Raw genomic sequence first — 17,998 nt, 5'->3', positions numbered from 1 at the left:
ATTTAACCCTACCGCGAACAATCCTCACGGTCCTCGCCCTGCTGCGCTACGAAACCGCTGCGGACACCTCCCGCGTCCGCCGGAGGACGCGTCATGAACCTCAATCGCCGTCATCTCATCGGGGCTTCGACCGCGGGCATTGCCGGTGCGCTGGCCATGCCGGCCGATGCCGCTCGCGCCGCGCCGCTGACGTCGCTGCTCGGCCGCGATGTCACGCAATATGGTGTGCGGCCCGGCAGCAGCGAGGACCAGACCCGCACGCTGCAGCGTGCCATCGACGAGGCCGCTCGGGCGCAACTGCCGCTCGCCTTGCCACCCGGCGTGTACCGGACCGGTCTGTTGCGGCTGCCGAACGGCGCGCAGCTGATCGGCGTGCGCGGCGCGACCAAGCTCGTCTTCACCGGCGGCGCCTCGGCGATCCAGAGCGACGGCTCCGATGCGATCGGCCTCACCGGCATCACCTTCGACGGCGGCGGCATCCCGCTGCCGACACGGCGCGGCCTGATCCACGTCCTCGGCGGGCGCGACGTGCGCATCAGCGAATGCGCTATCACGAGCTCGGGCGGCAGCGGCATCTGGCTCGAGCAGGTCGCGGGCGACATCTCCGGCAATATCTTCATCGACATCGCGGTGACAGCGGTCGTGTCGTTCGACGCCAGGGGCCTCAGCGTCTGCCGCAACACGATTCTCGGCACCAACGACAACGGGATCGAGATCCTGCGCACCGCGATCGGCGATGACGGCACGCTGGTCGCCGACAACCGCATCGAGAACATCAAGGCCGGCCCCGGCGGCTCGGGCCAGTTCGGCAATGCCATCAACGCCTTTCGCGCCAGCAACGTGATCGTGCGCGGCAACCGTATCAGGAATTGCGACTATTCGGCGGTGCGCGGCAACTCGGCTTCGAACATCCACATCAGTAGCAACAGCGTCAGCGACGTGCGCGAGGTCGCGCTCTATTCCGAGTTCGCATTCGAGGCCGCGGTGATCGCCAACAACATCGTGGACGGCGCGGCCGTCGGCGTCTCGGTCTGCAATTTCAACGAGGGCGGCCGCATCGCGGTGGTCCAGGGCAACATCATCCGCAACCTGATCCCGAAGCGGCCGATCGGCACCGCGCCCGACGATGATGCCGGCGTCGGCATCTACATCGAGGCGGATTCTTCGGTGACCGGCAACGTGATCGAGAACGCGCCGTCCTACGGCATCGTCGCCGGCTGGGGCAGATATCTGCGCGACGTCGCGATCACGGGCAACGTGATCCGCAAGGCGCTGGCCGGCGTCGGCGTCTCCGTGCTGCCGGGCGCCGGCACCGCGCTCGTCAACAACAACATGATCTCCGAGACGCCGCGCGGCGCCGTGGTCGGCCTCGATCACGCCCGCGCGGTGACGTCGGATCTATCCGCCGACGGCGCACAACGTTTTGCGCAGCTGGTGGTCGGCGGCAATGCGGTGCGGCGCTAGAAGGCGTTCCGCAGCAGCGGGTACTTCGCTTCCAGGCCGTCGAGGCTGAAAGTGAATTCGACGACGCGCTCGGGGGCGGCGACGATTTCCTCGGCGGGCGGGGCGAACTGCGGCAGGAGCGCCGCCATTGCTGCAGGCGCGGTCTTCGGCGGCTTCGCGGCAGGCACCGGCGGCCTCACTTCCGGCGCGGCGAATGGCCGTGTTGCGGCCGGCTCCGCGAGCGGCGATCTCTCGGCAGGCGCAGTGAACGGTGCCTTCGCAGCGGGTGCCCTCAGCGGCGGCATCTCGGCAGGCGCGGTGAACGACGGCCAAGCTACGGGCATAGCAAGCGGCGCGATCGGGGCTTCGGTGATCTCCGCGAGCACGTCGGGCTTCGGATCGAGCCTCACCGGCATGACGGTCTCGGGAGCGATGTGAACGGCCTTGGGCTGCATCGTTTGCGCCTGCTGCTCGCGCGGCGCCATGCGAGGCATCGTCGCCGGCGACCAACCGAATGCCGGCGTCACGCTCGCAGCCGCCTCGGCGACGTCCGCCCCCGTCGCAAGGGCGCGCCAAGTCTGGACGGCGCGCTTGGCTTCCTGGATGTTTTCGAGGAAGGCGATCTCGGAATGATAGCGGCGCCAGCGGCCGGTCTCAAACATCTCGGAGAGATGTTGCAGGCGCTGCTCGGCGAGAGCGCACCAGCGTGCCGCGATTTGGCGGCTGCCGGCCGCGTCGCGAACGAACTCTTCGCGAGCAAATTCTTGGCGATGTGTCATGAACCAGCCCGTCAGGAGAAAACACGGACGCGGGGGACGCAACGCACACGAATCAATTTAGACGCGACATGAATATTTTGTGGAAAAGTTTTGACTTGTCCAGCAACGACGCGGCATTCGTCGTCAAACACCGTAGTCGTGCGGTGATTTTCCGTGTTTTCGAGTCAAGCTTCGCACAAGCATGACGGAGTTGCGGCGGGACTCGCTCGCGACGGCGACCGAGGCCACGGCGACCTTCAACTGCAAGCTGAACGGATGCGAAGCTTCGAAAAATCGGACGCCAGAATCTTGTCTTGACGCGTTTTCTTCACGCGAACCGGCACCCGCTTCGCTCGAAAACGCTCTGAAAAGAAGAGACCCGTCCGGGGGGACAACCGGACGGGTCGAGCCATATGGGCGCTTGGGGTGGATGGGCGCTCGCGCCTGATATGACTGATGGGGAGGGATGACCGCTCCCACATCAGTTGGTCGGGGCAGCGGGCTGAACGTTCAATCCGGGGGTTCGCTTTTTTGACGCCGTCCCGTCGCGCAGATTTGTCGCGACCGCTATCGCGCCGCCGGCCTATCTGCCTGAGAAACCGCGGATTTATCCTCCGCGCTCGACAACGAAGGCTGCTCGATCGCGCGTATGCCCGGCTCGTCGCGACGCTTCGGAGCATCTTCACGTTTTGTTGTACCGGGGGCAGCAGCGACCGGCGTCGCGCTGTCGGCAGGAACAGCCATGACGGCGGCAAACGCGTCCGCCTGGCCGTCACCGAAGAGGTCGTCACGCCCGGGCGAGCCGAGGTCGCGTGCGGTCTTGACCAGCGTCATGCGCAGCGCTTCCGGCTTGAGTGTGTGGTTGCGCTCGAGCAGCAGCGCCGCGACGCCTGAGACATAGGCGGCCGAGAATGAGGTTCCCGACGTCACCTGGTATTTGCCGTCGGGTGCCGGCAGGAAGATGTCGACGCCGGGGGCCGCGACGGCGATGTAGTTGCCGCGGTTGGAGGCGGAGAACAGCCTGTCCTGCCGATCCGTCGCGCTGACCGCAATCACGTTGGGGTTGGCCGCCGGATAGAGCGGCGGCGATTTCGCCCCGGCATTGCCGGCGGCCGCGATCAGAATGAGACCACGCGCGGCCGTCGCCGCGATCGCGCGCTCGATCACCGCGTCCTTCGGACCGGCAAAGCTCATGTTGATGATCTGCGCGCCGTGCTCGGCGGCGTAATTCAGGGAACGCAGGATGATATAGGACGAGCTCTCCGCACCGCCATTGGCACCGCCGAAGGCTCGGATGGCGATGATGCGGGCCTCGGGGGCGCTGCCCATCAGACGGGCATGGGCCGCGATCGCCCCGGCGATGCCGGTGCCATGGACGTGCGGCCCTTCGGCACTGCCGAGCGCGTCGAAATTGTCGGCGACGGAATTGGCGAGCTCGGGATGCCGGGCGTCGATGCCGGAATCGATTACGGCGATCGTGACGTTGGCCCCGTGCGCCAACGTATGCGCCTGCGGCAGGCGCAGCTTTGCCAGCGCGTATTGCGCAGGATCGCCCTCGGTGGCGGCCGACGATTTCTGGTCCTGGAGCACGTAGCGGAAGTTCGGCTGCAGCGAGCGCACGCTGCCGTCGGCCGCGAATTCGCGCCGCACGGTCTCATAGGGCCGGCCGTCGGTTATGCGGAACAGACCGAACGTGGCTCCGATCAGCGGGAAATTCTCGGAAGCGAGGCGGGTCAGGCCGTGGCGACGCGCCAGCTCGTCGGCCTCGGCCGTCGACAGCGCGCCGTCGATCTCGGCGACGAATTCGCCTGCGAAGCTGCGCGAGGTCAGCACCACCGGCGTGTTGTTCCCACCCCCTTTGCCGGCGCTCTTCTTGCCGGATTTTCCGGTGCCCTCGCCGCCCGCGTTCGGCTGCGCCAGACATTCGCCGTCGGCACTGCGATAGGCTGCGGTGCAGGCCGGATAGAGATTCGGCGAGTAACGCGCATGGGGCAGCACCGGCGTCGTCGGCCGGATGCGCGACGTCGTGGGAATGCTCGCCATCGTCCCCGGGCCGCGGCCAACGCTCACCGCGCGCGCAGCGATGTTCGGGCTGACCCGCGGGGTGATGTTTGGAGAGACGGTCGGCGTGCGCGAGGGAACGCTGATCGTCGGCGTGCGCATGATCGCCTGCGCCTGCGCAAGCTCCACGCCGAAACAGAAGGCGACCAGAAGCGCAACGCCGACGGATGAAGCGCGGGCCCCAGTGCGCACCCTGCTCTCGGATTTGCCCGTCATCGGCTCGGCGGCGCGCCTAGGGCGCCGCGACGGCGAGGTTGACGAACTTCTCGCGCTGCATCCTGCCGAGCAGCGAAGCGAGCTCGTCCTGGCTCATCGCCTTGTCGAACTGGAGGCGGAACATGCCGCCCTTGGCATCGCCGATGATCGAAGCCTGGTAGCTGTCGAGCAGCGCGGTGATGTCGGCGACGCGCGCCTCGGGGGTGAAGCGCACCAGCGCGCGCGCCGGCGCGGCGGCGCTACCAAGCTCGCGCGTGATCGGTGCGCTGGTCGAGAGCGAAGCGGTCTGGAAGGTCGCCGGCTGGTTCTTCATCAGCACGGCTCCGATGATGCCGGCCTGCAGCACGAGCGCGACGGCACCGAGGCTCGCCGACCACGCCAGCGTGCGCGGCGACAAGCTCGCGAAGAAGGTCGAGATACGCGCCGACAGCGGCAGCGAGCCGCTCGCCCTCGCCGGCTCGGCATCGATCGCGGCGAACAGCTTCTGCATCGCGCGCGCCGACGGAGCGCCCAGGCTCTCGTTCAGATGAATGGTCTCTTCGTACTCGCCGCGGATCGCCGCATATTGCTTCGCCAGGTCCGGATCGCGCGCCAGCGCTTCCTCGACACGGCGCGCATCGCGCGCGTTCAGCGTGCCGGCAGCGTGCCAGGGCAGCAGCAGTTCAATTTCACTGGGCTCTTGCTCCAGCATCTTCTTGCTCAAAGCCATCATGGCCAGCCTCGCTCGACGCCGGCTGCCTTCAGCAGTTCGGCCAGTTTCTTGCGCGCATAGAACAAGCGCGTCTTCACAGTGTTCTCTGGTATCCCGACGATTTCGGCCACCTCTTCCACGGACTTCTCGTGGTAGTAGACGAGATCGACGATTTCCCGATGATCCGGCGAGAGGCCCGTCAGACACTCCCGCAACGCCTCACTGGTATCCTTCTTCTGCACCACCGTTTCCGGATCGTCGGACGTATCCTCGATCGCGTTGGCGGCGTCTTCGTCCAGCTCGAAATCCTTCCTGCGCCGGAGCGCAGACAGGGCCTTGAATCGGGTGATTGCCAGCAGCCAGGTGGAAACGGCAGATCGGCCCTCGAATTTGCCCGCTTGACGCCAGACGTCGAGAAACACCTCGCTGATGAGGTCTTCCGCCGCCTGCTCGTCCCGCACGAGCCTCAGCCCGAACCGGTAAACCCTGACATGGTGCCGCCCGTACAGCACCTGCATGGCGAGCCGGTCACCTTGAGCGATCCTGGCGATCAGGATCTCGTCTGAAGCCGCCTGTGTCGCGCTCAATGGCCGTCTCGCAAGGTTGGTCGGGTCGATGCGGTGGACGGTTCGATGTGGGGGGCAAAATTGTTGAACCTACCGCAGTCATACGGGGGCTTGTGTGAGCTACCCCACATACGGGCATTTTTCTCGTCCCACCCGTGGTGGTCAGCGTCGCTCATCCGAATCGGTACCATAATACTGCGATATTCCCTGCGGAATGCCTGCCCGAACATAGGCAGCCCGGCCTCATCCGGTTCCATAGCAGCCCCGCACCACCTTTGTCGCGCCAAGCCTTGCTTCGGCTCGACCGCAGCGCACACGATGCGTGATCATCGGTAAAATTCTCACGCTAGATGATCGCCTTGTTCCCTGCTGCACGGTTCGGATTCGATTTCAAAGGATACCAAACCTAAAGGCTTGCCACGTAGGTTTTTACGCTGACATCCACCATTGGCGGGACCATGGGTACGGCCGCGACGTCCTTTCCGGAGAGGAATGCCGCAGAGGTCGCGGATCTCGTCTTCGCGCCCGAGACGACGGCTCCCGAGGTCAGGGCGCGCCGCGTCTGGCAGCGCCGCCAGATGTATATCGGCCAGGTCGCGAGCTACTCGCTGGGCGGCGCGGTCCTGCTGCTCTACGCCTTTGACGGCGCGGTCTCCATGGCCGTTCCGACGCTGTTCTGGCTCGGCGGCCTTCTGATCATCGGGACTTTCACGGTGCTGTCGGAGGCCGGTTTCGGCGACCGTTTCGACGATCATTACCTCACCGTCTATCAGATCTCGGCGCATATGGCGCTGCAACTGGTGTTCCTGCTCGCGGTGCCCACCATCGGGGTCGCGTTCCTTGCCGTATTGTTTCTGATCTTCGCGTTCGGCACGCTGCGGATGACGTCGAGCCAGGCCATGCTCACCTGGGGCCTCGCCACCTGCGGGCTCACCGTGGTGTTCCTGGGGTCGGACCTGCCGATCGGACTGCCGGTCGCGACCCGGCTGCAGCGGACCGCCTCGATGCTCTGCTTCGTGCTGGTGATCGGGCAGTGCGCCTTCCTCGGCCTGTTCGGCGCCACGTTACGCAAGATCCTGTACAAGCGCAGCATCGAATTGAAGGCCGCCTATCGACGCATCGAGGAACTGGCCGAGCTCGACGAGCTCACCGGCTCCTACAACCGCCGCTGCATCATGCGGCTTCTCGACACCGAGATCGAAAAGTCGCGGCGGGGATCCACGCCCTTCGCGATCGCGCTGATCGATCTCGACTGGTTCAAGCGCATCAACGACGCTTACGGCCATCCCATTGGCGATGAGGTGCTGCGCACCTTCGCGATCACCATTTTCGCCAACATCCGCCCGGCCGACAGTTTCGGCCGCTACGGCGGCGAGGAGTTTCTGCTGCTGCTGCCGGATACGTCGGGTGACGTCGCGCTCCGCACGCTCGAGCGCTTGCGCGGCATCGTCGCCGATCTCGACTGGGGCGCGTTCTCCCCCAGCATGCGGGTGACCATTTCCGCGGGCGTCGTGACGCTGCGCGACGTCGATACTGCCGACACGTTTCTCGCGCGCGCCGACAGCGCGCTCTATTCCGCCAAGGCGCAAGGGCGCAACTGCATTGCAGCGAGCTGACCGATCCTTTTTGCTCCGGCGCGACAGAAGCCGCTGCCGGACCGACCGCTCCAGGACAGAGCAATGAGATCCAATTCCGCAAGACCATCCGAAAGCCTGCTCGAGGAGTTGCAGGCTGCCCTCTCGCACGGCACCGTCGCGCGCCGGGTGGAGACGCTCCGCCGCGTCACCGATCTCTTCGTGGGCAACGCGGTCGACTATTCCGACGACCATATCCGCGTGTTCGACGACGTGTTCCAGTGCCTGATCGAGCAGATCGAGACGTCGGCCAAGGCGCTGCTCGCCGAGCGGCTCGCGCCGATCGCGGCTGCGCCGCCGCAGATCATCCGCACGCTCGCGCTCGACGAGGTGATCGAAGTCTCCGGCCCCGTGCTGTCGAAGTCGGAGCGGCTGGATGAGGCAACATTGGTCGAGATTGCGCGCACCAGGGACCAGGCGCATCTCAAGGCGATCTCGCTGCGGCGGACGCTGTCGGAAGCGCTGACCGACGTGCTGGTGGCGCGGGGCAATGAGGACGTGGTGCAGTCGACGGCCGGCAATCCGGGCGCGCGGTTCTCGGAGGAGAGTCTCGCCGACCTCGTCATCCGCGCCGAGCGCGACGACGACCTCGCCGGCTGCATCGGCCTGCGGCCCGACCTGCCGCGCCATCACTATCTGAGGCTGGTCGCCAAGGCATCCTCGAGCGTGCGCAGGAAGCTCGCGACTGCGCATCCCGAGCTCGCGGACGAGGTGTCGAGGGCCGTCGAGGAAGCGGCCCAACGGGTTCGCGCCGTCGCCAGGACGAAACAGACGGAGATGGCTCGCGCGCTGGTGAAGTCGCTGCACGAGGACGGCCGCCTCAACGAGCTCCAGGTCGCCACCTTCGCCGAGCAGGGCAAGTTCGACGAGACGAACGCGGCGCTGGCCGCGCTCGCGGGGATCGCGGTCGAGACGGCGGAGACCATGATGATCGAGAGCCGCACCGAAGGCGTGATGATCCTCGCCAAGGCCGCGGGCATGCAATGGTCGAGCGTGCGCGCCATCATCGCCTTGCGCGAGAAGCTCTCCGGCGGGTCGCAGACCGACATGCTGAAGCTGCGCGACACCTATGAGGCGCTGCGCTCATCGACCGCGCAACAGGTGCTGCGCTTCCACCGCATGCAGTTGCACGCGACGCCGGCGGCATGAAGCCGTGCGCGCTAAAGCGCGATGAAATTTTGAATCGTCATCGCGCTTTAGGTTGTTGGTTGCGCATGATCTTTCCGGAAAACCGCTTCGCACTTTTCCGGATCATGCTTTAATACCGCAACACCCTCGATCCCACCGCCGCGCCGATCGCCGTCACCAGCGCGGTCGCGAGCGTGTACCAGGTCGCGACGAACAGCGGGGAATCGTCGGTGCAGTGCGAGGCATAGAGGGTCGCCGCAAGTCCCGCCGACACCAGCCCTGCGAGCGCTCCGGCGAGCGCGGGACGAGACGGCGCGCCGTGGCGCAGGCCGAACAGCGCCCCCGCAAGCAGCGGCAGCGCCATTGCGGGGATCGCGACCATGCAGACCCTGGAGTTCTTACCCACCAGGCGCATCGTCATCGGCATCGCCGGCGCCATCATCGCCTCGCTGCCAATCGCCACGGCGAGCAGCCCGACGGGAAGCAGCAGCAGCCAGCCCCAGCCGCGCAGCAGGGCTTCGGGACGCGACAAATGAAGGCTGACGATGATGGCGGGGATCGCGAGCGACAACGTCACCGCGAACTTCATGTCGAAGAACGGGTTGCGCATGGCGCTCATGACGTCGGCGCGCACGCCGAAGAACGTCACAAAGATCAGGATCGACAGCGGCGCAGCCACCAGCAGCGCCATGCTCAGCACGGCGCCGACGCGGGGCGCGCGATGCGGATTGTCGGCGGCGAGCGAGCGAATGAGTTGATCGGTGTCCATGATCAATGGTCCCGCAATTTGGCGGTCAGCGCCGCAAGTCCGCGATGCAGCGCGACCCGGACCGCACCCTCGCTCATCGACAACCTTGCCGCCGTATCCTTGATCGAGGCGGCCTCGACCGCGATCGATTGCAGCACGTCGCGCTGACGCTGCGGCAGGGTTCCGAGCTGGGCGGCGACCTCGCCGGCCGAAGCGGTGTCCTGCGGCGCCTCGCCCGGCAGCGTCTCGGCGAAATCGTCGATGTTGACGAACACGCGCCTGCCGCGCCGCCGGAGCGCATCGATCAGCTTGTTGCGGCCGATCGCAAACAGCCAGGGCGCGAAGGGGGCTTCGCTGTCCCAGGTATGCCGCTTCAGATGTACCGCCAACAGAATCTCCTGCACGATATCCTCGGCCTGGTCGGGCGGCTGACCCGCCCGCGCCAAGCCACGCCTCGCGGCGGCCCGCAGCACCGGCGCGACTGCCTTCAACAGACGATGATACGCCGCATCATCGCCAGCCAGGGCCGACCGCATCAGGCCGGTCCACTCGTCCTCACGTCCGCGCACGCGCGCCCCTCACCATGCAATTCGGCCGCTCTTTCAATTTGTTACGCGGGCGCCAAACATATCACGAATTCGTGATCAAGATCCGGGCCGCGCGACCGATGCGGCCGCAAACATCTGCGACGGCTCTTAACACCGATCGGTGCGTCCTGCATCGGGCGGGCGGCTGCGGGAGGGGTCTGCCGCGTTTTTGCCCGGTGTAGCCCGAAGATTCCCATTTTCTGCCCCGCTGTCGTCACGCCCCGGGGTCTCTGTTCGCTGCCGGGACGGGCGGAATTGGGGAGATCGTCGACATGATGAAAACCAGCGCGCGCGCGGCCCTGATCGTTTTGGCCGGGCTTGTCTTGCTATCCGGGGGCCTCGCACAGGCGGCGCCGAACTCGGCCGCAGGCAACAAATCGGAGAACGCCGACAAAGGGGCCGATACGGCCAAGCACCGGCGCCAAGACTCGCGCCGCACCGACAGCAGGAAGACGGGGCAGAAATCCGAGGACAAGGCCGACAAGAAGGACACGGCGGCCAAGCCCGACGAGGCCAAGAACGACAAGGCCGACAGTCAGGTCCCGGCCTCGAGCCAGCTGGCTCCGGAGGTCGCCAACGCCAATGCGCAGCTCGCCGCCGACACGCCGACTGCCGCGGCAGCCTCCGCGATGACGAACCGCGCCAACGACAACGTCCAGGCAGCCGCCGATAATACCAGCGCCGAGAGCCCCGAAAGCCAGGTCGTCGCGCCCGATCAACTCAACGACATCGATCGGGCCTTGCAGGAGACCCGGCCGCCGCAGAAGGCGGTGATCGCCGCAACCGAGGCGCAGCCGCGGCCGGCGCCGGTGATGGCCAGCAGCCAGCAGAGCTCGGCCTGGGACCAGAGCTCCCTGATCGGCAAGATCTTCATCGGCGTCGGCACATTGCTGACCCTGGCCTCCGCCGCGCGCATGTTCATGGCCTGATGGCCGGTTCCGCCGGGACGCGACCCCGCGCGCGTCCCGCGTCCGGCCCCCTTGAAGGCATCCGCGCCAGCGGGCACATTGCCCGCTCAATCGAAAGCGTGGGTGGAGCATGAGCACGTTCGAACACATCATCGTCGAGAGCGTCGGCGCGGTCGGCATCGTCAAGCTGAACCGGCCGAAGATGCTCAACGCGCTCTCGTTCGGCGTCTTCCGCGAGATCGCAGCTGCGGTCGACGATCTCGAGGCCGATGACGCCATCGGCTGCATCGTCGTGACCGGCAACGAGAAGGCCTTTGCCGCCGGCGCCGACATCAAGGAGATGCAGCCCAAGGGCTTCATCGACATGTTCTCCGAGGATTTCGCCGCGATCGGGGGCGACCGCATCGCGCGCTGTCGCAAGCCAACCATCGCCGCGGTCGCCGGCTACGCGCTCGGCGGCGGCTGCGAGCTCGCCATGATGTGCGATTTCATCATCGCCGCCGACACCGCGAAGTTCGGCCAGCCCGAGATCACGCTCGGCACCATTCCCGGCATCGGCGGCACCCAGCGGTTGACGCGCGCGATCGGCAAGTCCAAGGCCATGGACCTCTGCCTCACCGGCCGGATGATGGACGCCGCCGAAGCCGAGCGCTCCGGCCTGGTCAGCCGTATCGTACCCGCCGACAAGCTGATGGACGAGGTCATGGCGGCCGCCGAGAAGATCGCCGCGATGTCGCGCCCTGCGGCCGCGATGGCCAAGGAAGCGGTGAACCGCGCCTTCGAGACCACGCTCTCCGAAGGCATGAGCGTCGAACGCAACCTGTTCCATTCGACCTTCGCGCTCGAGGACCGCTCGGAGGGCATGGCGGCGTTCATCGAGAAGCGCAAGCCTGTGAACAAGAACCGGTAGCGCACGAGCCGGTCAGGCCGGTGTAAGGCTCTGGCGCTTTCCCGCGCACAGCCTGTGACGCGCCTGCAACAAGCACGGAATACATGGGAGTTTTGCCCGCGGCAGTTTGCCTGCGGGACCTCGGCTGGCTAAACAGTTAAGAGGCCATCGTCGGCGGGGGCGGACAGCCGGGGTTAAGCGAGATTACATGATTGGGCGTACCGCCAGAGCTGGTCGCGGGGTGACGCGACGTCGATCGAGCGCGGGTCATGCGCTTGCGACATGGACCACGCTGGCGTTCTCGTGCGCCCTTCCCTCCGCGGCATGGGCCGAAGCACTGCCGGACGCCTTGGCAAAAGCGTATCAGACCAATCCGCAGCTCAATGCCGAGCGTGCGCGCCAGCGCGCCACCGACGAGAACGTGCCGCAGGCGCTGGCCGGCTACCGGCCGCAGATCGTGGCGAGCCTCAGCGCCGGCCTGCAATCGGTGCGCAATCTGTTGCCGGACAACACCATCCAGACCGGCAATCTGAAGCCCTGGATCATCGGCGTCACCGTGACGCAGAGCCTGTTCAACGGCTTCCGCACCGCCAACGGCGTGCGGGCCGCCGAGCTCCAGGTGCAGTCGGGCCGCGAAGCGCTCCGCAATGTCGGCCAGGGCGTGCTGCTCGATGCGGTCACCGCCTACACCAATGTTCTCGCCAACCAGTCGCTGGTCGAGGCGCAGCGCTCCAACGTCGCCTTCCTGCGCGAGACGCTCTCCGTCACCCAGCGCAGGCTCAATGCCGGCGACGTCACGCCGACCGACACCGCGCAGGCCGAGGCCCGCCTCAATCGTGGCCTTGCCGATCTCAACGCGGCCGAGGTCGCGCTTGCGGTCAGCCAGGCCACCTATGCGCAGGTGATCGGCAATGCGCCCTCGCAGCTCAGGCCTGCCGAGGCCGTCGACCGCTATCTGCCGAAGAGCCGCGAGGATGCCATGACGATGGCGATCCGCCAGCATCCGGCGGTGATGGCCGCCAGCTTCGACGTCGATGTCGCCTCCACCAACATCCGCATCGCCGAAGGGACGCTGCTGCCGAGCGCGACGATCCAGGGCAGCGCCAGCAAAAGCCGCAACAACGACCCGGCGCTCAGCACCCTCGCCGAGGACCAGGCTTCGATCGTCGCCAATGTCACCGCGCCGATCTACGACGGCGGCCAGGCCGCGGCGCAGACCCGGCAGGCCAAGGAGATCACGGCGCAGAGCCGGCTCGTGCTCGACCAGGTGCGCAATCAAGCGCGGACGGCGGCGGTCAGCGCCTGGGTTGCCAACGAAGGCGCCAAGATCACGGTCTCGGCCTCGGAGTCCGAGGTGAAGGCGGCCACCGTCGCGCTGCAGGGCGTGCAGCGCGAGGCCGCCGGCGGCCAGCGCACGACGGTGGACGTCTTGAACTCGCAGGCCGACCTGATCCAGGCCAAGGCCCGCCTGATCGGCGCGCAACGCGACCGCGTGATCGCCTCCTACACGCTGCTCAGCGCCATCGGCCATCTCGACGTCAAGACGCTTAACCTGAACACGCCGGATTATCTGCCCGAGGTGCACTACCACCAGGTCCGCGACGCTTGGCACGGCCTGCGCACGCCGTCGGGGCAGTAGCCTCAAATCTCTCTGGTGGAGGCCGATGAAAAGCCGCCGCATCCATCTGATGGGAGCCTCGGGCTGCGGCGTGACCACGATCGGTCGTGCGCTCGCCGGGCAGCTTGCGCTGCCGCATCACGACAGCGACGACTATTTCTGGCTGCCCACCGTGCCGCCCTATCGGACGACCCGCCCGGCCGCCGACCGCCTGCGCCTGATGCACGAGATGTTCTTGCCGCGTCTCGACTGGGTGCTGAGCGGGTCCGTCACCGGCTGGGGCGAAGAGCTCGTTTCGTACTTCGACCTGGTCGTCTTCGTGACCGCGCCGCGCGAGATTCGTATGAAGCGATTGCGCGCCCGCGAAGCCGCCCATTTCGGCGCTGATGCCGTCGCGCCGGGCGGCTGGCGCCATGGCGAAACCGAAGACTTCGTCGAATGGGCTTCCCATTACGAAGCCGGCGATCGCGAAGGCCGCAGTTTCGCCAAGCACGAAGCCTGGCTCGCCGGCCTGCCCTGCCCGGTCGTACGCGTGGACGGCTCACGTCCGCTTGCGGAGCTTGTCGAGCAGCTATGCAGCGAAGCGGAGCGGTTACCCGGCTGATGTGATATTCTCCTCCCACTCGCCGATAAAAAAACAGACCGGGAGAGAAATCGTGCTCAGCCGACGCAGCGTCCTGCTTGCCTCCCTTGCGGCCGGAGTAGCCATGACCAGCAAAGCCCATGCCCGCGCGGCGCAGCCTGCGACGCCGATCAATTTCGATGTGCCGGCGCATGCCTGCGACTGCCACACCCACATTCATGGCGATGTCGAAAAGTTTCCGTTCTTCACGGGCCGCGTCTATACGCCGGAGCCGGCTTCGCCGGAAGAAATGGCGGCGCTGCACAAGGCGCTGCATATCGAGCGCGTGGTGATTGTGACACCGAGCGTCTACGGCACCGACAATTCCTCCACACTGTTCGGCATGAAGGCGCGCGGCGAGACCGCGCGCGGCGTCGCCGTAATCGACGACAAGACGCCGGAGAGCGCGCTCGATACGATGCACCAGGACGGCTTCCGCGGCATCCGCCTCAATCTGGCGACCGGCGGCGTCAACGACCCCAATGTCGGCCGGCCGCGCTTCTCCGCCGCCGTCGAGCGCATGAAGGCGCGCGGCTGGCACGTGCAGCTCTACACCACGCTGGCCATGATCTCCGCGATCAAGGACCTCGTCGAGACGGCGCCGGTGCCGGTCGTGTTCGACCATTTCGGCGGCCTTCACGCTTCGCTCGGGCTGGAGCAGCCGGGCTTCTCCGACCTCGTCGCGCTGGTGAAGTCCGGCAAGGCCTATGTGAAGATCTCGGGCGCCTATCGCTCGTCGAAGCTGGCGCCCGACTATCAGGACATGGTGCCCTATGCCCGCGCGCTGATCGCGGCCAATGCGGACCGCATCGTCTGGGGCACCGACTGGCCGCATCCGGATTCGAGCCGCGTCGAGGGCCGCAAGCCCACCGACATCGCGCCGCTCTATCAGATCGACGACGGCCGCCTGCTCAACCAGCTTCCGGTGTGGGCGCCGGATGCCGAGGTGCGCAAGAAGATCCTGGTCGACAATCCGGCGCGGCTCTACGGGTTCTGACGGTCAGCGCGCGCGGCGGGAGAAGAAGGAGATCAGCACCGGCAAGGTCACCAGAATCACGACCGGCGCCAGCATCATGCCGGTGACGACGACAACCGCGAGCGGCTTCTGCACCTGCGAGCCGATGCCTTCGGACAGCGCTGCCGGCAGGAGGCCGACGCCTGCGACGACACAGGTCATCAGCACCGGCCGGAGCTGCAGCTCGCCGGTGCGCACCACCGCGCTCATGCGGTCCATGCCCTCTTCGATCAGCTGGTTGAACTGCGAGAGGATGATGATGCCGTCCATCACCGCGATGCCGAACAGCGCAATGAAGCCGATCGCCGCGGAGACGCTGAACGCGGTGCCCGAGATCAAGAGGCCGAGCACGCCGCCGAAGATCGCCATCGGAATCACGCTCATCGCGAGCAGCGTGTCGGTCATCGAGCCGAAATTAAACCAGAGCAGCACGCCGATCAGCGCCAGCGAGATCGGCACCACGATCGACAGCCTCCGGATCGCATCCTGGAGGTTGCCGAACTCGCCGACCCATTCCATGTGCGAGCCCGGCGGCAGCTGTACCTGCGCGGCGATCTTCTGCTGCGCCTCGCGGATCGCGCTGCCGAGATCGCGTTCGCGCACCGAGAACTTGATCGGCAGATAACGCTCCTGCTGCTCGCGATAGATGTAGGCCGCACCCGAGACGAGGCTGATGGTCGCGACCTCGCTTAAGGGAATCTGCGTGACGGTGCCGTTCGGTCCGGGCGCGCCAATCCGCAAATTCTGGATCGCCTCGGCGCTGCGGCGGTATTCCGGCGCGAGGCGCACGATAATCGGGAAGTGGCGGTCGCTGCCGGGCTCGTAAAGATCTCCGGCGCTGTCGCCGCCGATCGCGACCTTGATGGTCGCGTTGATGTCGCCCGGTGCAAGGCCGTAGCGCGCCGCCTTGGCGCGGTCGATGTCGATCTGGACGGTCGGTTGGCCCAGCGAAGTGAACACAGCAAGGTCGGTGACGCCCTGCACGGTGGCGAGCACGGACTTGATCTTGTTGGCGGTGTCGGTGAGCGCCTGAAGGTCGCTGCCGAACAGCTTGATCGAGTTCTCGCCCTTCACGCCGGAGACGGCTTCGGAGACGTTGTCCTGGAGATATTGCGAGAAGTTGAACTCGACGCCGGGGAAGCGATCGTCGAGCTGCTTGAGCAGCTGCGCGGTCAGCTCTTCCTTGTCGCGGGTACCGGGCCACTGGCTCACGGGCTTCAGCGGCGCGAAGAACTCGGCGTTGAAGAAGCCGGCGGCGTCGGTACCGTCGTCGGGACGGCCGTGTTGCGACACGACGGATTCGACCTCGGGCCGGGCGCGGATCACCTTGCGCATCTCGTTGACGTAGCTGTTGCCTTCCTGCAGCGAGATGGTCGGCGGCAGCGTGGCGCGGATCCAGAGGTTGCCCTCCTCCAGCTTCGGCAGGAATTCGAGGCCGAGCAGCCGGGCGAGCGCGACCGTCATCAACACCAGACCGACCGCGGCGCCGAGGACGATGTTGCGGTTGGCGACCGCCCAGTTCAGCACAGGCATGTAGAGCCGGTGCAGGATCAGCATCACCTTCGTCTCGGTCTCCTCGACATGCGCCGGCAGGATGATCGCGGACAGCGCGGGAGTCACGGTGAAGGTGGCAAGCAGGCCACCGGCCAGTGCGTAGGCATAGGTCCGCGCCATCGGTCCGAAGATGTTGCCCTCGACGCCCGAGAGTGTGAACAGCGGCAGGAACGCCGCGATGATGATCGCCGCGGCAAAGAAGATCGATCGGGAGACGTCGGCGGCCGCGCTGAGGATGGCATGGCTCTTCATGCCGAACAGCGTCTCGGGCGACATATGCTCGGATTCCGACATCGGTGTCGTTTGCGTCAGGCGGCGGAAGATCGCCTCCACCATGATCACGGTGGCATCGACAATGAGACCGAAATCGATCGCACCGACCGACAGAAGGTTGGCCGATTCCCCGCGCAGCACCAGGATGATGACCGCAAAAAAAAGCGCGAACGGGATGGTGGCGCCGACGATCAGCGCGCTCCGGAGATCGCCGAGGAAGATCCACTGCAACAGCACGATCAGCAGGATGCCCACCACCATGTTGTGCAGCACGGTGTGGGTGGTGAGCTCGATCAGGTCGCCGCGGTCGTAGATGCGCTCGATGCGCACGCCGGGCGGCAGGATGCTGGAGTTGTTGATGGATTGAACGAGCTCGTGGACGCGCCTGATGGTCGGCGAGCTCTGCTCGCCGCGCCGCATCAGGACGATGCCCTGCACGATGTCGTCGGAATCGTCGAGGCCGGCAATGCCGAGACGTGGCTTCTGACCGACGGTGACGGTGGCGACGTCCTTCACCAGCACCGGATTGCCGCCGGTCTGCGCCACCATGGTATTGGCGAGGTCGTCGATCGAGCGGATCAGGCCGACGCCGCGCACCACCGCCGATTGCTGGCCGATATCAACGGTGTTACCGCCGACATTGACGTTGGAATTGCCGACCGCCTGCAGCAGTTGCGGCAACGTCAACCCGTTAGCGACCAGCTTGTTGAAGTCGACCTGGATCTCGTAGGTCTTGCTCTTGCCGCCCCAGCCGGTGACGTCGATGACTCCCGGCACGGCGCGGAAGCGGCGCTGCAGGATCCAGTCCTGAATGGTCTTGAGGTCGAGCACGCTGTAGTTCGGCGGCCCGACGAGACGGTAGCGGAATATCTCGCCGATCGGGCTGAGCGGCGAGATCTGCGGCTGCACGTTGCCGGGCAGCGGCGCAAGCTGAGCCAGGCGGTTCAAGACCTGCTGCAACGCCTCGTCATAGGTGTAGGCGAAGGAGAACTGGATCTTGACGTCGGAGAGGCCGTAGAGCGAGATGGTACGGATGGTCGTGACGTTCTTCAGACCGGCAACCTGGGTCTCGATCGGGATCGTGATGTAGCGCTCGATCTCTTCCGCCGACAGGCCCGGGCTCTGCGTCACGATGTCGACCATCGGCGGAGTCGGATCGGGATAGGCTTCGATGTTGAGCCGGTTGAACGCGATCAAGCCGCCGATCAGCACGGCGACGAACATGCCGACCATCAGGAAACGCCGGTTGACGGCAAGGGCAACGAGACGATCCATTCAGGTCTTCAA

The 17,998-nt window shown here is 66.2% G+C and carries 15 protein-coding genes; 8 read left to right on the top strand and 7 right to left on the bottom strand.

Going from position 1 to position 17,998, the window contains the following annotated elements; all coding sequences use genetic code 11:
* Positions 1–93 precede the first annotated feature (93 nt).
* Positions 94–1,464 (top strand): TIGR03808 family TAT-translocated repetitive protein, encoded by a 1,371-nt coding sequence (locus I6F36_RS16890; RefSeq protein ID WP_225171810.1) that lies wholly within the window; start codon positions 94–96, stop codon positions 1,462–1,464.
* Here I6F36_RS16890 and I6F36_RS16885 read toward each other — a convergent pair.
* From I6F36_RS16885 to I6F36_RS16870, 4 genes are all read right to left on the bottom strand, one after another.
* Positions 1,461–2,222: a TIGR03809 family protein gene (locus I6F36_RS16885; protein WP_050995884.1), complete on the bottom strand. Its 762-nt coding sequence runs from the start codon at positions 2,220–2,222 to the stop codon at positions 1,461–1,463. The two genes, I6F36_RS16890 and I6F36_RS16885, sit on opposite strands and share 4 nt — an antisense overlap.
* A gap of 546 nt (positions 2,223–2,768) precedes the next feature.
* Positions 2,769–4,478 (bottom strand): S8 family serine peptidase, encoded by a 1,710-nt coding sequence (locus I6F36_RS16880; protein WP_225171809.1) that lies wholly within the window; start codon positions 4,476–4,478, stop codon positions 2,769–2,771.
* Positions 4,479–4,494: 16 nt separating this feature from the next.
* Positions 4,495–5,190, bottom strand: coding sequence for a hypothetical protein (locus I6F36_RS16875; protein WP_036006022.1), 696 nt, complete (start codon positions 5,188–5,190; stop codon positions 4,495–4,497).
* Positions 5,187–5,756, bottom strand: coding sequence for a sigma-70 family RNA polymerase sigma factor (locus I6F36_RS16870; protein WP_036006024.1), 570 nt, complete (start codon positions 5,754–5,756; stop codon positions 5,187–5,189). The genes I6F36_RS16875 and I6F36_RS16870 overlap by 4 nt, the downstream gene beginning before the upstream one ends.
* Positions 5,757–6,193: 437 nt before the next feature.
* Here I6F36_RS16870 and I6F36_RS16865 point away from each other — a divergent pair, with 437 nt between their 5' ends.
* A complete protein-coding gene (locus I6F36_RS16865) occupies positions 6,194–7,351 on the top strand; it encodes a GGDEF domain-containing protein (RefSeq protein ID WP_225171808.1) in 1,158 nt (385 codons plus the stop codon).
* A 63-nt stretch (positions 7,352–7,414) separates the two neighbouring features.
* Positions 7,415–8,518 carry a DUF2336 domain-containing protein gene (locus tag I6F36_RS16860; protein WP_225133444.1) on the top strand — a complete coding sequence of 368 codons (1,104 nt, stop codon included), beginning with the start codon at positions 7,415–7,417 and terminating at the stop codon, positions 8,516–8,518.
* Between the two features lie 109 nt (positions 8,519–8,627).
* Here I6F36_RS16860 and I6F36_RS16855 read toward each other — a convergent pair whose 3' ends face one another.
* Both I6F36_RS16855 and I6F36_RS16850 read right to left on the bottom strand, forming a co-directional pair.
* Entirely contained in the window at positions 8,628–9,266 is a 639-nt protein-coding gene (locus tag I6F36_RS16855; protein ID WP_109144411.1) for an NrsF family protein, read from the bottom strand.
* A gap of 2 nt (positions 9,267–9,268) precedes the next feature.
* The gene (locus I6F36_RS16850; RefSeq protein ID WP_225133443.1) at positions 9,269–9,814 is read right to left on the bottom strand and encodes a sigma-70 family RNA polymerase sigma factor; all 546 of its coding nucleotides are present in this window, start codon (positions 9,812–9,814) and stop codon (positions 9,269–9,271) included.
* Positions 9,815–10,104: 290 nt separating this feature from the next.
* Between I6F36_RS16850 and I6F36_RS16845 the strand changes: the two genes are divergently transcribed.
* The 5 genes from I6F36_RS16845 to I6F36_RS16825 all read left to right on the top strand — a co-directional run bounded on the left by I6F36_RS16845 (position 10,105) and on the right by I6F36_RS16825 (position 14,866).
* Positions 10,105–10,761, top strand: a complete 657-nt coding sequence (locus I6F36_RS16845) for a hypothetical protein (protein ID WP_225171807.1) — start codon at positions 10,105–10,107, stop codon at positions 10,759–10,761.
* 109 nt (positions 10,762–10,870) lie between these two features.
* On the top strand, positions 10,871–11,650 hold the full coding sequence (locus I6F36_RS16840) for an enoyl-CoA hydratase (protein WP_036006037.1): 780 nt from the start codon (positions 10,871–10,873) through the stop codon (positions 11,648–11,650).
* 187 nt (positions 11,651–11,837) lie between these two features.
* Positions 11,838–13,268, top strand: coding sequence for a TolC family outer membrane protein (locus I6F36_RS16835; protein WP_085972056.1), 1,431 nt, complete (start codon positions 11,838–11,840; stop codon positions 13,266–13,268).
* A gap of 25 nt (positions 13,269–13,293) precedes the next feature.
* The gene (locus I6F36_RS16830; RefSeq protein WP_225171806.1) at positions 13,294–13,851 is read left to right on the top strand and encodes a hypothetical protein; all 558 of its coding nucleotides are present in this window, start codon (positions 13,294–13,296) and stop codon (positions 13,849–13,851) included.
* 52 nt (positions 13,852–13,903) lie between these two features.
* Positions 13,904–14,866: an amidohydrolase family protein gene (locus tag I6F36_RS16825; RefSeq protein ID WP_036023125.1), complete on the top strand. Its 963-nt coding sequence runs from the start codon at positions 13,904–13,906 to the stop codon at positions 14,864–14,866.
* A 3-nt stretch (positions 14,867–14,869) separates the two neighbouring features.
* Here the strand turns inward: I6F36_RS16825 and I6F36_RS16820 are convergent, their stop codons facing one another.
* Entirely contained in the window at positions 14,870–17,986 is a 3,117-nt protein-coding gene (locus I6F36_RS16820) for an efflux RND transporter permease subunit (RefSeq protein WP_225145166.1), read from the bottom strand.
* Positions 17,987–17,998 lie beyond the last annotated feature (12 nt).

Origin of the sequence: Bradyrhizobium sp. BRP19 (assembly GCF_020194195.1) — a bacterium.
Lineage (GTDB): Bacteria > Pseudomonadota > Alphaproteobacteria > Rhizobiales > Xanthobacteraceae > Bradyrhizobium > Bradyrhizobium yuanmingense.
Note: the sequence above shows the minus strand (reverse complement) of the source record. Positions and strands in the feature narration are given on the sequence as shown.

What these genes read in the sequence shown, in the direction of transcription:
- I6F36_RS16855 (WP_109144411.1), bottom strand. Translation starts at nt 9,266, where the DNA reads ATGGACACCGATCAACTCATTCGCTCGCTCGCCGCCGACAATCCGCAT.
- I6F36_RS16835 (WP_085972056.1), top strand. Translation starts at nt 11,838, where the DNA reads ATGATTGGGCGTACCGCCAGAGCTGGTCGCGGGGTGACGCGACGTCGA.
- I6F36_RS16860 (WP_225133444.1), top strand. Translation starts at nt 7,415, where the DNA reads ATGAGATCCAATTCCGCAAGACCATCCGAAAGCCTGCTCGAGGAGTTG.
- I6F36_RS16840 (WP_036006037.1), top strand. Translation starts at nt 10,871, where the DNA reads ATGAGCACGTTCGAACACATCATCGTCGAGAGCGTCGGCGCGGTCGGC.
- I6F36_RS16820 (WP_225145166.1), bottom strand. Translation starts at nt 17,986, where the DNA reads ATGGATCGTCTCGTTGCCCTTGCCGTCAACCGGCGTTTCCTGATGGTC.
- I6F36_RS16875 (WP_036006022.1), bottom strand. Translation starts at nt 5,190, where the DNA reads ATGATGGCTTTGAGCAAGAAGATGCTGGAGCAAGAGCCCAGTGAAATT.
- I6F36_RS16865 (WP_225171808.1), top strand. Translation starts at nt 6,194, where the DNA reads ATGGGTACGGCCGCGACGTCCTTTCCGGAGAGGAATGCCGCAGAGGTC.
- I6F36_RS16880 (WP_225171809.1), bottom strand. Translation starts at nt 4,478, where the DNA reads ATGACGGGCAAATCCGAGAGCAGGGTGCGCACTGGGGCCCGCGCTTCA.
- I6F36_RS16830 (WP_225171806.1), top strand. Translation starts at nt 13,294, where the DNA reads ATGAAAAGCCGCCGCATCCATCTGATGGGAGCCTCGGGCTGCGGCGTG.
- I6F36_RS16885 (WP_050995884.1), bottom strand. Translation starts at nt 2,222, where the DNA reads ATGACACATCGCCAAGAATTTGCTCGCGAAGAGTTCGTTCGCGACGCG.
- I6F36_RS16890 (WP_225171810.1), top strand. Translation starts at nt 94, where the DNA reads ATGAACCTCAATCGCCGTCATCTCATCGGGGCTTCGACCGCGGGCATT.
- I6F36_RS16845 (WP_225171807.1), top strand. Translation starts at nt 10,105, where the DNA reads ATGATGAAAACCAGCGCGCGCGCGGCCCTGATCGTTTTGGCCGGGCTT.